The sequence below is a fragment of the Granulicatella sp. HMSC30F09 genome (assembly GCF_001806915.1).
Classification (GTDB): domain Bacteria; phylum Bacillota; class Bacilli; order Lactobacillales; family Aerococcaceae; genus Granulicatella; species Granulicatella adiacens.
The window spans coordinates 44,452-58,754 of record NZ_KV786419.1 but is presented as its reverse complement, the minus strand read 5'-3'; the positions used below and the strand labels follow the sequence as shown (position 1 = coordinate 58,754).

15 protein-coding genes, 2 pseudogenes and 1 other annotated feature are annotated in these 14,303 nt (G+C 39.0%); all 17 genes and pseudogenes read left to right on the top strand.

Going from position 1 to position 14,303, the window contains the following annotated elements:
- Nucleotides 1–186, top strand: a pseudogene (locus HMPREF3103_RS09605) (hypothetical protein); the annotation flags it as partial.
- Between the two features lie 26 nt (nucleotides 187–212).
- Entirely contained in the window at nucleotides 213–638 is a 426-nt protein-coding gene (locus tag HMPREF3103_RS03765; protein ID WP_070437307.1) for a hypothetical protein, read from the top strand.
- Nucleotides 639–667: 29 nt separating this feature from the next.
- Nucleotides 668–1,093, top strand: coding sequence for a hypothetical protein (locus tag HMPREF3103_RS03760; RefSeq protein ID WP_070437305.1), 426 nt, complete (start codon nucleotides 668–670; stop codon nucleotides 1,091–1,093).
- 52 nt (nucleotides 1,094–1,145) lie between these two features.
- Nucleotides 1,146–1,571 (top strand): hypothetical protein, encoded by a 426-nt coding sequence (locus HMPREF3103_RS03755; protein WP_070437368.1) that lies wholly within the window; start codon nucleotides 1,146–1,148, stop codon nucleotides 1,569–1,571.
- 18 nt (nucleotides 1,572–1,589) lie between these two features.
- Complete coding sequence (locus HMPREF3103_RS03750) at nucleotides 1,590–2,015, top strand: hypothetical protein (protein ID WP_070437303.1); 426 nt, start codon at nucleotides 1,590–1,592, stop codon at nucleotides 2,013–2,015.
- A 28-nt stretch (nucleotides 2,016–2,043) separates the two neighbouring features.
- On the top strand, nucleotides 2,044–2,703 hold the full coding sequence (locus HMPREF3103_RS03745) for a DUF443 domain-containing protein (protein WP_070437301.1): 660 nt from the start codon (nucleotides 2,044–2,046) through the stop codon (nucleotides 2,701–2,703).
- A 15-nt stretch (nucleotides 2,704–2,718) separates the two neighbouring features.
- Entirely contained in the window at nucleotides 2,719–3,384 is a 666-nt protein-coding gene (locus HMPREF3103_RS03740; RefSeq protein ID WP_070437299.1) for a DUF443 domain-containing protein, read from the top strand.
- Nucleotides 3,385–3,398: 14 nt separating this feature from the next.
- Entirely contained in the window at nucleotides 3,399–4,055 is a 657-nt protein-coding gene (locus HMPREF3103_RS03735; protein ID WP_005606987.1) for a DUF443 domain-containing protein, read from the top strand.
- A gap of 48 nt (nucleotides 4,056–4,103) precedes the next feature.
- The gene (locus HMPREF3103_RS03730; protein ID WP_070437298.1) at nucleotides 4,104–4,649 is read left to right on the top strand and encodes a hypothetical protein; all 546 of its coding nucleotides are present in this window, start codon (nucleotides 4,104–4,106) and stop codon (nucleotides 4,647–4,649) included.
- A gap of 12 nt (nucleotides 4,650–4,661) precedes the next feature.
- Nucleotides 4,662–4,856, top strand: a pseudogene (locus HMPREF3103_RS09520) (hypothetical protein); the annotation flags it as partial.
- A 145-nt stretch (nucleotides 4,857–5,001) separates the two neighbouring features.
- Entirely contained in the window at nucleotides 5,002–5,358 is a 357-nt protein-coding gene (locus tag HMPREF3103_RS03725; RefSeq protein WP_039849136.1) for a hypothetical protein, read from the top strand.
- A gap of 20 nt (nucleotides 5,359–5,378) precedes the next feature.
- Nucleotides 5,379–6,200, top strand: a complete 822-nt coding sequence (locus HMPREF3103_RS03720) for an alpha/beta hydrolase (RefSeq protein WP_070437296.1) — start codon at nucleotides 5,379–5,381, stop codon at nucleotides 6,198–6,200.
- Between the two features lie 55 nt (nucleotides 6,201–6,255).
- Nucleotides 6,256–6,470 (top strand) — a binding site (T-box leader).
- A gap of 58 nt (nucleotides 6,471–6,528) precedes the next feature.
- Nucleotides 6,529–9,171, top strand: coding sequence for a valine--tRNA ligase (locus HMPREF3103_RS03715; protein WP_070437294.1), 2,643 nt, complete (start codon nucleotides 6,529–6,531; stop codon nucleotides 9,169–9,171).
- A gap of 107 nt (nucleotides 9,172–9,278) precedes the next feature.
- Nucleotides 9,279–10,550, top strand: coding sequence for a bifunctional folylpolyglutamate synthase/dihydrofolate synthase (locus HMPREF3103_RS03710; protein ID WP_070437292.1), 1,272 nt, complete (start codon nucleotides 9,279–9,281; stop codon nucleotides 10,548–10,550).
- Nucleotides 10,551–10,593: 43 nt separating this feature from the next.
- Nucleotides 10,594–11,277: a RadC family protein gene (gene radC / locus HMPREF3103_RS03705; RefSeq protein WP_005606977.1), complete on the top strand. Its 684-nt coding sequence runs from the start codon at nucleotides 10,594–10,596 to the stop codon at nucleotides 11,275–11,277.
- A 298-nt stretch (nucleotides 11,278–11,575) separates the two neighbouring features.
- Complete coding sequence (locus tag HMPREF3103_RS03700) at nucleotides 11,576–11,776, top strand: cold-shock protein (RefSeq protein ID WP_039849134.1); 201 nt, start codon at nucleotides 11,576–11,578, stop codon at nucleotides 11,774–11,776.
- 431 nt (nucleotides 11,777–12,207) lie between these two features.
- A partial coding sequence (locus HMPREF3103_RS03695) for a SpaA isopeptide-forming pilin-related protein (RefSeq protein ID WP_246826952.1) occupies nucleotides 12,208–14,303 on the top strand: 2,096 nt, incomplete at its 3' end.

Here is a 14,303-nt window from a genome sequence, read left to right as displayed (position 1 = left end):
AATGGTGTAATGAATGTTGGATATAATTTGTCAGTTAAAGGTACGTTTAACGATATTCCAGAAACCATTATTTTTGTAGATTTTCTAATGGAAACAGCTGATAGTATTCCAAAAATGTCGCAAATCAGAATGAACCAACCGCCAAGTATTAAAAAAGATGACGGTGGAGTGTATGATTTTGAGTAACCTCCAAAAAAGATGGGAGTATAGATATGAAAAAGAAAGCAATAATTATCAGCAGTACGCTCTTAGTATTAGCGCTAGGTGGAGTTGCTGCTTTGAATGTAAGTAATCCTGACTGGAAAGCAAACACCATTTTTGCATCGACAAGAGATAAGCAATTGGCATGGTTGAAAGAGCATGAGGAAGAGATTGTGAAGTGGATTAAGTCTAGGCATCCTAAAATCACAAGTGTCGATTTTGAGTGGAGTACTTATCGAGTAGGAGCTATTAGCAATGGCGTTCAAATAGTTGGGTATAATTTATCCGTAAAAGGAACGTTTAACGATAATCCTGATACGGTTTTGGTAATTGATTTTAGCCTTAACAATGAAGATAGCATTCCAAATATGAAAGATATTAGAATGATTAATCCTCCGAGCATAAAAAAGGGCAAAGGCCTATATATTTTTGAGTAGGTTAGTTGAAAGAAAAGAGTGGGAAGAGTATGAAAAAGAAAGCAGCCATTACAGCCAGCGTCCTCTTGTTACTTACAGTCGGTGGCGTCTCAGCGCTCAACGTGATCAATCCAAGCTGGAGAGAAAACACAATTTTTGCGACTACAAGGGACAAGCAGCTTGCCTATCTTAAAGCGCACGAGAAAGAAATCGTAGCGTGGATTCACTCAAAGTATCCGAAGGTAGAAACTGTTCAGTTTGACTGGGATACTTTAAAAGTTGGCCCCGTGAGCAATGGTGTAATGAATGTTGGATATAACTTGTCGGTAAGGGGTAAATTTAATAACATACCGGAGACAGTGTTGCACATTGATTTTAAATTAGACAATAAAGACAGTATTCCAAGTGTTTCGAGAATGGGTATGAATAATCCGCCACTTAGAAAAAGTGATGAGATTTGGAAACCATATGAGTAATCAAAATGTTTTGTTTGAATGGTGAAATTACTAAAGGGGAATGAGGGTTATGATGAAAAAGAAAACAGCAATTACAGCTAGCGCCCTGTTATTACTGACAGTAGGTGGAGTGACAGCACTCAACGTCATCAATCCTAGCTGGAGAGAGAACTCAATCTTTGCGACAGCAAGAGACAAGCAATTGGCATGGCTGAAAGAGCATGAGGATGCGATTGTAAAGTGGGTTCATTCAAGATACCCAAAAGTTGAAACTATTCAATTTGATTGGAATTCTTTAGAAGTGGGACCAGTAAGTAATGGGGTGGCCAATATTGGGTACAATTTATCAGTCTACGGAGTTTTTAATGATAATCCCAAAACTGTAATTATTGTGGATTTTCTGATGGAAAAGAATGATGACATTCCAAGTTTATCTCGAATTAGAATGAATCAACCGCCGATGATTAGAAGAGGGAAGGGCATCTATAATTATGATTAGTAAAAAGGTGGAAACGTAATGAAAAAGAAAACAGCAATTACAGCTAGCGCCCTACTGTTACTGACAGTAGGTGGCGTAACAGCGCTCAACGTAATCAATCCAAGCTGGAGAGAGAACACGATTTTTGCGACAGCAAGAGACAAACAATTGGCGTGGCTGAAAGAGCACGAAGAAGAAATTGTGGCGTGGATCCATTCTAGATATCCAAAGATAGAATCTGTACAGTTTGATTGGAATACTCTAGAGGTTGGAGCTGTAAGCAATGGAATCTTTGCGGAGTCATATAATTTATCGGTAAAAGGGAAATTTAACAATAATTCAGACACAATTCTAATAGTTGATTTTAAATTGGAACAACAAGATAGTATTCCTAATATATCAAATATTAGAATGAAACATCCTCCAAGAATTAAAAGAGATGGTGGAATTTATATTTACGAATAAAATAATCTATACAAAAAGGAGGGAAGCCTTGAACAAATTAACTTTTAAAGACTCGAAGTCTGCGTGTCACAAAATAGTGACGGACTCAAAAGGCAAGAGATACATCATGGACACGAGCACCGTCAGACCGAATGTGTACGGTTTTGGGATTATTCCAAAGCAAGTAACTGTGGAGATGGTGGAGTTTGGTTATCATGATCAAAACTTTGAATTTAAAGCTAAACCCTCACCACTGTACACGGGAACAGTGGTATCGGTGCAACCACTATCGAGGTCAATTCTTAGAACATTAGAGGATATTTTCTTAGTGTATCATATTCATCAGAAAGTACTTTTGAAATTGGGAGTTTTAGCTCTAACGGTATTTATTGCATACTTACTCGCAAAAATTTACATCAAACAAGCCCAGAAGAAAGTTGCGGAAAGATTGCCTAAGAATGCAAAGAGATATACTGCAACATTCACGTTTGCCAAAAGAAGAGATTTTTCCTATTGTTTTGGAATAGGACTCGTGGGTATTTTTGTATTTTTTTATATGAACACAAATAATGCGAGTGAAGGAGTCTTTTTAATCCCTATTTCACTATTATCGTTGTTATTTTTTATTGTTTGGTTAGGCATGATGCCAATTCATTATGACTATGAGAAACAATATATTAGCCTTGTCTCAATCGAAGAGAAACAATAAAATCGGAGAGAATTTATGAAAAAACTAACTTTTAACGCTTCGAAGTCTATATGTCACAAAATCGTGACAGACTCGAGCGGAAAAAAATATCTTATGGACACGAGTACCATCAGACCCAACGTGTATGGTTTTGGATTTTTACCCAAAAGAGTGCGTGTTGAAATGGTTGAGATTGATAAAAAAAGTCGCCTTTTTGATAAGAAAACAAAAGTTAATGGAGCGGTAGTGGCAGGTGTAGGGGCGTTCGCAAGTACACCTCTCCTATCAAAGTCGATAACGAAACTACTGGATGGGATGCTGGATAGCTATCATATTCACCAACAGCCTTTTCTAAAGTACGGAATTATTCTAGGGACTTTCATTTTGGCATTCTTAATAGCGCTAGTAATGATAGGAGTTTCTAGATTCAAGGTATCAAAGAAACTTCCTTCTAATCCTAAAAAGTATATCGCTACATTTAGAACAGAAGGTAAAAACAATGCGAGTTATTATATTTTTCTGGCCATTATTGCAGTCCTCCTTTTCTTTTACGCAAAAGCACCTTCTTGGGGAGAATTATTATTGATATATAATATGATGTTCGCATTTTGGCTATTTTTTGTTTGGCTGGTGGAAGTCCCTGTCGATAATTTGTACAATAATAAAATTTTTATACTTGAATCTATCGAAGAAAAACAGTAAAAACGGAGTGGAATATGGAAGAAGTAACAATCACTAACGCTAATTCGATGTGTTATAAACTGTTGACCGACGCAAAGGGTAATCAATATTTGATGGATGTGAGTACAGTTTCGAATAAACTTTACTGCTTTGGAGTTCAAACAGATAAAGTAACAGTCGATATGATTGGGATCGATAAAAATGATTCAAGGTTTGAACAAAAGAATCTGCAATCAAGTACTTTCGTTGCGATTACAGCAGGAAGTCAATTGTTTGCGAATATAGTGTATCGCTCGTTAACTGAATTCATAAGAGAACAAAAATTACATCAACAAATTATTTTTCAAGTGAGCCTCTTTATGATTTCAATTCTCTTTGCGGCACTACTGATGAAATTATTAGCTACGATGTCAAAGAAATACGTGGCAGACCGATTGCCTACGAATCCAAAGAGATATGTTGCAACATTTAAAACGACGTCCAAACGACATCTTTCGTTTTACATTCCACTTTCCATTAATGTAATTCTTTTTTTATTTTATTTAAGAGCTAGCATTGGTGGAAGTGTGGTACTTTTAGTTTTTAATACTATTTTGACGCTTTGGATTTTGATTGGTTGTTTTGTAGGATTTCCAGTAGATATTCTTTATAAAAACAAGGAATTTCAATTAGAATCCATCAAAGAAAAGTAACGAACAAAAGATGATAGAAGAAATACAATAATCTTTAGGAGTACTCATATGAAGAAAAAGAGAAAAATAGGGAGAATCATAGTAGGGATTCTATTATCATATGTCGCCATAGTACTAATTTCGAAATATCGGGAGAAAGTATATATTCGAGAAGAGTTACAGAAGCCAGAAGTCATTGCAGTCATTGAAAAAGCCCTAAGAAGTTTAGAGAATAATATTATCAGAGAACCTAATGGAATAGTTGTTAGTGATAAAAAGATTAGAAATCAAGATACTAGTGATAGAGGTGTTAGCGAAAACAATATCATCAAATCATATGAAATTGATTATGATAAAACCCAACTGAATTCATGGGGGTTTGGAATTGAAGCTGAAATATCGATAAATGGGAATCCCGATTTAAGAATAGGCTTACTCATCAGTAATAAAGAGAGTACTGGGAGGTTTGAGGACAAGAATAAGGAATCGGAAAATTATCAAATTAACAGCTATTCTATTTCTAGAGAGGCGGATGATTATCTTAGAGACGAAGAAATGAAGAGGCCAGAAATAGTAGCTTTGATAAAAGAGGAGCTTCTAAAGCTGGATCCATAGGCATTTACTGAGAAGGGGAAAATTCGTTCTTACAAGGTTAATGTGGATAAAATGCCATCTGTAGAGGATAGGGGCCTTAATTCTGAGCTTTTGATTAACGGGAATGAAAACTTGAGAATGAAATTCACTATTATAAAAAAAGACGGGAAATATGAATTTGGTGGTGGTTTTACTTATGAAGAGTTAGATAAGTTCTTGAAACAGTAATCCGTTATGTGCCACAAAAATTAATTAAACCAGCCGAACCTAGCAGCGATGCTGGGTTCTTTTTTACGAGCAAGTATAGTAAAAACGCTGGTGGAGCAGTATAATAAAGATAAATTCAGGAATCCGTTTTTAGGGAGAGGGGCTGTTGGAAATGAGTCAAAAAGCTAGAGAAATTGTCACCATTGCGTTTGGGGTCACTAGTTGCGCAAATGCAATCTATCAGCTAGTATTTCGTCGAGATATCGCACTGTTTTTTTTGAGTGTGATGGTTAGTAGGCTTGCCTTTTATACTTGGGTAAATCGGGATAATCCAGATAAGTTCAAAAGGCTCAATCACGGATTAGTTGTCGTCTTTATTGGGATGGTAGCTGCTACTGCCTTTTTCCTCATCATGAATCATTTTTTTGGATTTGAGCAATGGGAGCCTTGGCAAAAATCCGTCGTTCAATTGTCGTTTATCTTTGGGTTAGTGCCAGTAGTGAATCGATATTTAAAAAAATAATCATTTAACGGAGGTGTCCTATGGCACTTTTACACGTTTCATTCTTTTCAAAAACATTAATGAGAACAATCCCCTTGTCAGTCTACTTACCTAGCGATGCGGTGGATTTTAATAATCAGTATCTTTCCGAAGGGCCGTACAAAGCGTTGATGTTACTGCACGGAGTATTAGGCAGCGAACAGGACTGGGTCAACCAGACGCGAATTCTTCGATACGCAAAAGAGAAAAATCTCGTCTTGATTATGCCTTCGGGGGAAAATCATTTCTACGTAGACCAACCGTGGAACTATACAAACTATGGAGAATTCATCGGGGTGGAGCTTCCAGAAATCTCACGTCGCATGTTTCCTATTTCTCGAAAACGGGAAGACTTAGGCATTGCCGGGCTTTCGATGGGTGGATACGGGGCACTTCGAAACGGCATCAAATATCCCGACACCTTTAGCGTGATTGGGGCGTTCTCTAGCGCGATTAAGAGACAGGCACTTCCACCTGAGGAGATTCCAGAAGCACCGTTCTTTTTAAGAAAAAGCTTTTTGGAGGCGGTCTTCAAAGATGAGGAGACCTTTGTAGCGGAAGGCAATCAGTTGTATCATGCCGTCCAAACAATGGAGCGTAAGGACGCGCTCTCAATTTTTATGGCATGTGGTACGGAAGATTGGCTTTTGGAAGGCAATCGTAGCTATAGCAGCTTTTTGAAAGAACAAGGAGTGTCGCTAACGTATAAAGAGTACTTCGGCGGACACGAATGGGATTTCTGGGATTGGTCCATCAAAGAGTTTTTGGATTGGTGGATTCCAGAAGATGCAGATCAAGGTGTGTCTAGTGGGAATGTGAGGTAGAAGATAGCGCGATATTGTTGCAAGCATCGGGTTTGAATGGTAGAATATTTTGTATATTAGAGCGATGAACAAGAGGAGTAAAATGACTTTGTTTACGAGAGAGGGAAGACTTGGTGCAACTTCCTAGCATATTCATTTGAAGGTAGCTTGTGAGCTTACTCTACGAAATGCAGTAATAGAGTACGGAGACGACACTTCGTTACCAACATCGAGGCGTAATGAATTTTTACGCGAATATTAGGTGGTACCACGAATTTAATCGTCCTATGGAGAGTGTCTTCATAGGATTTTTTTATTGGACACAAACAAGATACAAGGAGGAAAATCAATGGCTAAAGAAATGTCATCTAAGTTTCAACCACAAGAAGTTGAAGCTGGTAAATATCAATGGTGGGTTGATTCAGGCGTCTTCCATCCAAACGAAGATCCAAACGCTGAACCTTATTCAATCGTTATCCCGCCACCAAACGTAACAGGGAAATTACACTTAGGACATGCTTGGGACGTAACGTTACAAGACATGATTATCCGTCAAAAACGTATGCAAGGTTTCGACACTTTATGGTTACCAGGAATGGACCATGCGGGGATTGCAACTCAAGCAAAAGTAGAAGAAAAATTACGCGGAGAAGGTTTGTCTCGTTATGACCTTGGCCGTGAGAAGTTTCTTGAACAAACATGGGAATGGAAGGAAGAATATGCCAGCCATATCCGTGAACAATGGGCAAAAATGGGGATTTCTGTCGACTACCGCAGAGAGCGTTTCACATTAGATAAAGGGTTATCTGACGCCGTGAAGAAAGTCTTCGTAACTTTATACGAAAAAGGCTTAATCTACCGTGGTGAGTACATCATCAACTGGGACCCTAAAGCCAAAACTTCATTATCTGATATCGAAGTTATCCATAAAGACGTAGAAGGCGCGTTCTATCATATGAACTACCCTCTAGCAGACGGAAGTGGATTCCTAGAAATCGCAACAACTCGTCCAGAAACACTTCTTGGAGATACAGCTGTTGCGGTTCACCCAGACGATGAACGTTATCAAGAGCTTATCGGGAAAACAGTGATCTTGCCGTTAATGAACCGTGAAATTCCAATTATCGCTGACGAATACGTGGAGCAAGATTTCGGAACAGGGGTTGTAAAAATCACTCCAGCGCACGACCCGAACGACTTTGAAGTAGGGAACCGTCATAACTTACCTCGTATTAACGTGATGAACGATGATGCGACGATGAACGAGTTAGCCGGTAAATACGAAGGCATGGACCGTTTTGCGGCGCGTAAAGCTATCGTGAAAGATTTAGAAGAAGCTGGCCTTCTTGTGAAAATCGAAAAACATTTACACAGCGTTGGTCACTCAGAGCGTACAGATGTCGTCGTTGAACCACGTCTTTCAAAACAATGGTTCGTGAAAATGGGACCGTTGGCAGAGCAAGCCATCAATGCGCAACGTGCGGAAGGCGACAATACTGTAAACTTCTACCCACCACGTTTCAATGATGCGTACTTACGTTGGATGGAAAACATTCACGACTGGGTAATTTCACGTCAATTATGGTGGGGACATCAAATTCCAGCTTGGTATCATAAAGAAACAGGCGAAGTATTCGTAGGCATGGAAGCTCCAAGCGACAGCGAAAACTGGACACAAGATCCAGACGTATTAGATACTTGGTTCTCATCTGCGTTATGGCCATTTTCAACAATGGGTTGGCCGGACGAAGATGCAGCCGACTACAAACGTTACTATCCAACAAACACACTTGTAACAGGATACGACATCCTTACTTTCTGGGTAAGCCGTATGATGTTCCAAGGGTTAGAATTTACAGGGAAACGTCCATTCAAGAACGTTTTAATTCACGGATTGATTCGTGACAGCCAAGGACGAAAGATGAGTAAGTCTCTTGGAAACGGGGTTGACCCAATGGAAGTGATCGAGCAATATGGTGCCGATGCGCTTCGTTGGTTCTTAGCAAACGGTTCTGCTCCAGGGCAAGACGTTCGTTACTCAACAGACAAGATGGATGCTGCATGGAACTTCATCAACAAGATTTGGAACGCAAGCCGTTACGCATTAATGAACGTGGGTGACTTAACAGCGGACCAAGTGGATATCACTGGTGAGAAGACTCTTGCGGATAAATGGATTTTAACACGCTTGAATCAAACGATTGGCAAAGTGACAGAACTCTTCGAGAAATTCGAATTCGGTGAAGCAGGACGTCTCCTATATCGTTTCATCTGGGATGATTTCTGTGACTGGTATATCGAAATGTCGAAAGAAACATTAGCAGGGGATGACGAAACTGCGAAATTAACAACACGTAGCATTCTTGTATATGTATTAGATAACACATTACGTCTATTACACCCAATCATGCCTTTCGTTACAGAAGAAATCTGGCAATCTGTTCCTCACGTTGGGGAATCATTAGTAGTAGCAACTTACCCAACGGTTCACCCAGAACAAATGGACGAAAAAGCAGCCGAAGAAATGGAATTCTTAATGGACTTCATCCGCTCAGTACGTACGGTTCGTAACGAAATGAACACACCATTATCAAAACCAATTAACATCATTGCGAAAGTAAGCGACGCAGCGCACTACGCTGTCTTGAAAGAAAACGAATCTTACATTGCACGCTTCTCAAATCCAGAAGAATTCGTGTATGGTGAAGACGTTGAAGCGCCATCTGATGCGGTAACTTCAGTTATCACAGGTGCTGAAATTTACTTGCCATTAGCAGGTTTAATCAACATCGAAGACGAAATCGCTCGTCTTGAAAAAGAAGCAGAGAAATTGCAACAAGAAGTGGATCGTGTCGAGAAGAAATTATCGAACGAGAAATTTGTGGCAAAAGCTCCTGCAGCGGTTGTTGAAGCTGAACGTGCAAAAGGTGCGGACTATCAAGCACAACGTGAAGCAGTGTTAGAACGTATCGCAACATTGAAGAAAATCTAATCCGTTTGAACGGCGCAGAGAGCGTATGAAGTGTCATGCGCTCTCTTTTGTATGTTCCGGTGGGCAATTTTCTGTTATGATAAATGAGGAAAACAGGAGGTGAGTGAATGATTCAAGAGTGGTTAAAAAAGAGCGAGACTATTCCTCGCAAACATGGATTGTACCGCATGGAGGCTATCCTAGAAGCACTTGGAAATCCAGAACGTGAATTGAAGAGTATTCATATTGCTGGGACGAATGGAAAAGGGTCCACAGCTGCGATGGTTACGGCCTTTGCGAAGGCGCATGGATTGCGAGTAGGGACATTCACTTCACCGCATATGGACAGTATTAGAGAACGGATCCAGCTAGACGGAGTGCCTCTTGAAGAAGATCCGTTCTGGCATGCCGCATCGGTTATAAGAGAGGTGGAACACCGCTTATTCGAAGAGTGGGGAGCCTTTAACTATTTCGAGATATTAACGGCGATGATGTTTGTTGTCTTTCAACAGGAAGCCGTCGACCTTGCGATTATTGAAGTGGGGATTGGCGGTCTATTAGATAATACAAATGTCGGCCATCCACTCGTCAGCGTCATTACGACGATTGGGTTGGACCATCAAGACTTACTTGGAAGCACGTTAGAAGAAATTGCCGCGCAAAAAGCAGGGATTATTATATCTGGGCAACAAGTGGTCGTTGGGCCAGTCAGCTGTGAATGTATGGATGTAATTCATGAGGTTGCTAGCGAAAAAGGCGCAGCTGTGCAGGCATTTGGCGAAGCCTTCTTTCTAATTGAAGATTCGTATCAAGATTCCTCACTCACGATTTCGCTGAAGCAGCTAGCTCTCCAAGGAGCCTTCCAGAAGGAAAATGCGAGCGTTGCAATTCGAGCGTTCCAATCATGGATGGAAGCAACGGGAAGAAGTATGCAGGCTGAGTTCATCGAAGCAGCCCTCCCTGTCGTTTCATGGCCAGGACGCATGGAAGTGTTGCAAGACACGCCACTTATTATCATTGACGGTGCTCATAATTTGCCGGCCATCGAGCGACTCTTACAAAACATGACGGAACGCTTTGGCAAGAAACAGACACTCTTATTTAGTGCGCTTACTCGAAAAGATAGTCAACAGATGCTTGCAAGATTACAAGAAGCTCTTCCAGATGTGAACATCATCTTAACGAGTTTCCATCCTTCAAGAGGCCTGTCGATAGCTAGAAGTGACGTGGAAGCGTACTTAGATTCTCCCAAGATTTCCTTTGAAGAAAGCTTTGAAGGCGTCATCGAACGGTTTGCCTGCTCGATAGATGATAAGAGCGAATTATGGGTGACGGGCTCATTGTATTTTATCGCCGAAGTTCGTCATTGGTGGAACAACCGTAAGCCTAAAGAAGAGTAGACATCGTAACTCTTTGTAGAGAAAATAAAGAGGGAGTGTCACAATGATTGAATCGAGATTATTAGAAGTGCCTTTAAGCGCCATGCCACGAGAACGCCTCGAACGGTATGGCGCTAAAGTGCTTGAAACCCATGAATTATTAGCTATTTTACTAAGGACAGGTTCTAAAGATTTGAATGTATTACAATTATCCATTGTAGTTTTGAATACTTTTGAAGATTTACATTCATTAAAGATGGCAAGTTTGGACGAACTCATGCACATTAATGGGATTGGACGAACAAAGGCCATTGAACTAAAGGCGGCCATTGAACTAGGAGCCAGACTAAACAAAGCTTCTCAGATGAAACTAGGAAAAATCACGTCTTCTAAAATGGCGGGGCAGTGGATTGTAGAAGAGTTAAAAGATGCCTATCAAGAACATCTTGTAGCGCTCTATTTGAATACTAAGAATGAAGTAATAAAAAAGAAAATGATTTTCATCGGTGGATTAAATAGTGCGGTTGCTCATCCAAGAGAAATCTTTCGGGAAGCAGTGAGATATTCAGCAGCACGTGTCATCATTGGACATAATCATCCGAGTGGGAATCCTGAACCGTCTCAAGCAGATATTGATTTTACCAAAAGACTAATGGATTGTGGGGAATTAATGGGGATTGAACTTCTAGATCATTTTATTGTGGGGGGAGAGCATTTTATTTCTTTGAAAGAAATCGGAGTATTGTAAAAATAAAATGATTATTTCATTTTTCTTGAAAAGATGAAAATTGAAGAAAATGAAGAATTTCAGATTTCACGAAAAATAAACGTGAAAAATAAGGAAAGCATTCGGAAAAAACGCATAAAACTTCAATTGTTCATAAAATTTCTATCCGAATTCGGAAATCCTCTTGTAAAAAGGTTTCGTAGATGGTATACTGAACTTGTGTTTTTGTTAGGTATAGAAATAGTGTAAAGATTTACTCCTTTCGAACCATTAGCAAGAATATGAAAAACAAGTGCTATGGCACAAGGAGGAAATGTTCATGGAACAAGGTACAGTAAAATGGTTTAACTCAGAAAAAGGTTTTGGGTTTATCGAACGTGAAGGTGGAAACGATGTATTCGTACACTTCTCAGCAATCCAATCAGAAGGATTCAAAACATTAGAAGAAGGACAAGCAGTTCAATTCGATGTTGAAGAAGGCGCTCGTGGACCACAAGCAGCTAACGTAGTTAAACTATAATTTAAGTTTAAACGATGATACCACCGGTTTTCCGGTGGTTTTTTATTTTTCTTAATAGTTTTTGCTGGAACCATAAATTCCAATGATTAAAAAGTTAGAATGACTTGTTTAGTCAGTGATTTTTGGGTCAAAAAATGACAGTAATAATACTTATGGTGATTGAAGAAAAACGGGAAATTTTCCCACAATTTTTTGACAGCACTTTCTTTTAGATACCTAATGATTTATCAGGAAAAAACTAAATATTACCTAAAAATTATGTGAAAATTCAATTGGTTTTTATAGAAATTTTATCAAATTTATGATAAATTTTAATGGTAAAGAATGCTACGAAATTCACTAAAAAATGGAAAGCACACAATTTGGGAATGGATTAGCAAAAATTACATTGTACATTTACAATTGAATATTTAGAAAGGAAGGAAGAATGTATGAATAAGAAATTACGATCTTTGTTTCAAATCATTGTTCTTTGTTTAGGGATCTTTATCCAACCCTTCGTTGCTCTTACTAAAGTGCACGCCACAGAGTATAATGATGTGATTACCAGTGTTAGTGTTGAAAATAAATCTGGTAATCCTTTGACTCAAGGATTAGATATTTGGCAAGAGTTTAGACTTTCTGCAAACTTTACTTTGCCAGATAATAAAGTGCATGCTGGAGATACGACAACCCTCCGTTTACCATCTGAGATTGCTTTTTCAAACTCATCAGATATTGAATTACGTGATGGAGACGGAAATCTTGTAGCTACGGGTAGTTTAGATGCAGCAAGTAAAACAATCACTTTGACTTATACGAACTTTGTAGAGAATAAGTCAGGTGTTCACGGAAAGTTTTTCGTTTATGTTCGTATAGATCATGATGTTGTGACTGAAGGAAAAGAAGTGAATGTGAACGTAACAGTAGGACATAATGTTCTATTTGCAGGAAAGGTTCGTTATAATGGACCTCCAGGACAATATGACTCAAAAATTGAGAAGAGCTCTTTCCAATATGAAAAAGACGAAAAAAATGTGATTCGATATAACATTACGGTTAACCGTAATATGGAAAATTATAGAGATGTAACTATAACGGATAAGTTTACAACTCCAAATATGCAGTTTTTACCTGACACATTTAAAATCTATAAAGTAAATTGGCGTTGGAATAATGGAGACTGGAAATATGAGGTTCTTGAAGATTCAACAAATACTTTCAAAGGTAAACTTGTTCCAAATGCTACGGGAGATGGATTTACACTTCCATTAGGAGATACTACTGGCTTTGGTTATATGATTGAGTATCGTGCTAAGGCAAATTATGATTTAGTTGATGGAGAACTTATTACTAACAAAGCCAATATGAATTATAACGGTGGACTAACTGACCAATCTACGAGTACTCGTGCCTATCAAATCGCAGGTGGGGTTGCAGAAGGGTATGTGTTCACAATTAACATTCATAAAGTGGATGAAGCTGGCCAACCTTTACAAGGCGCTAAATTTGAAGTAGTTCGTGACCGTAACCAAGCTGTTGTTGGAACACTTACTACAGGAGCAGATGGAAATGCTAGTGTAAATCAATTATTACGTGATAGTTATACGATTCGTGAGATTGAAGCTCCGGCAGGATATGATAAGTTAACTACGGAGATTAAAATTAATCCAACTGATTTTGGAACGGATAAAGCTGTAACTCGCGAAGTCCAAAATAGAAAGACTCCTCCAAGTACGAAGAAAATTACTTTCAGTAAAGTAAACTTAGGCGGAACTGAAATTGCGGATGCTAAAATCAAAATCTTCAAAGGTGAAACTGCAGAAGGCAATCCAGTACAAAGCTGGACATCAGAAGCAGGAAAATCTAAGGAATTAGATTTAGAGCCTGGAACATACACATTCCACGAAGAAGCAGCGCCAACAGGATATCTTAAAGTAACGGATATTACTTTCACAGTTAACAGCGATGGAACAGTGACGGTAACTAAAGTTGGCGAGAAAGATTCTAAAGGTGAAGATAATAAAGTAGTAGCCAACGGCTCAACACTTAAAGTGACTGACAAAGACGATGACCTCCCACGTAAGATTACTTTCAGTAAAGTAAACTTAGGCGGAACAGAAATCGCAGACGCTAAAATTAAGATCTTCAAAGGTGACAAAGCAGAAGGTAATCCAGTAGAAAGCTGGACATCAGAAGCTGGAAAATCTAAGGAATTAGATTTAACGCCTGGAACATATACATTCCATGAAGAAGCAGCACCAACAGGATACCTCAAAGTAACAGACATTACGTTCACAGTAAACCATGATGGAACAGTGACCGTAACAAAAGTCGGCGAGAAAGATTCTAAAGGTGAAGATAATAAAGTAGAAGCTAAAGGTTCAACTCTTAAAATCACTGACAAAGACGATGACCTCCCACGTAAGATTACATTCAGTAAAGTAAACTTAGGCGGAACTGAAATTGCGGATGCTAAAATTCAAATCTTCAAAGGCGAAACTGCAGAAGGTAACCCAGTACAAAGCTGGACATCAGAAGCAGGAAA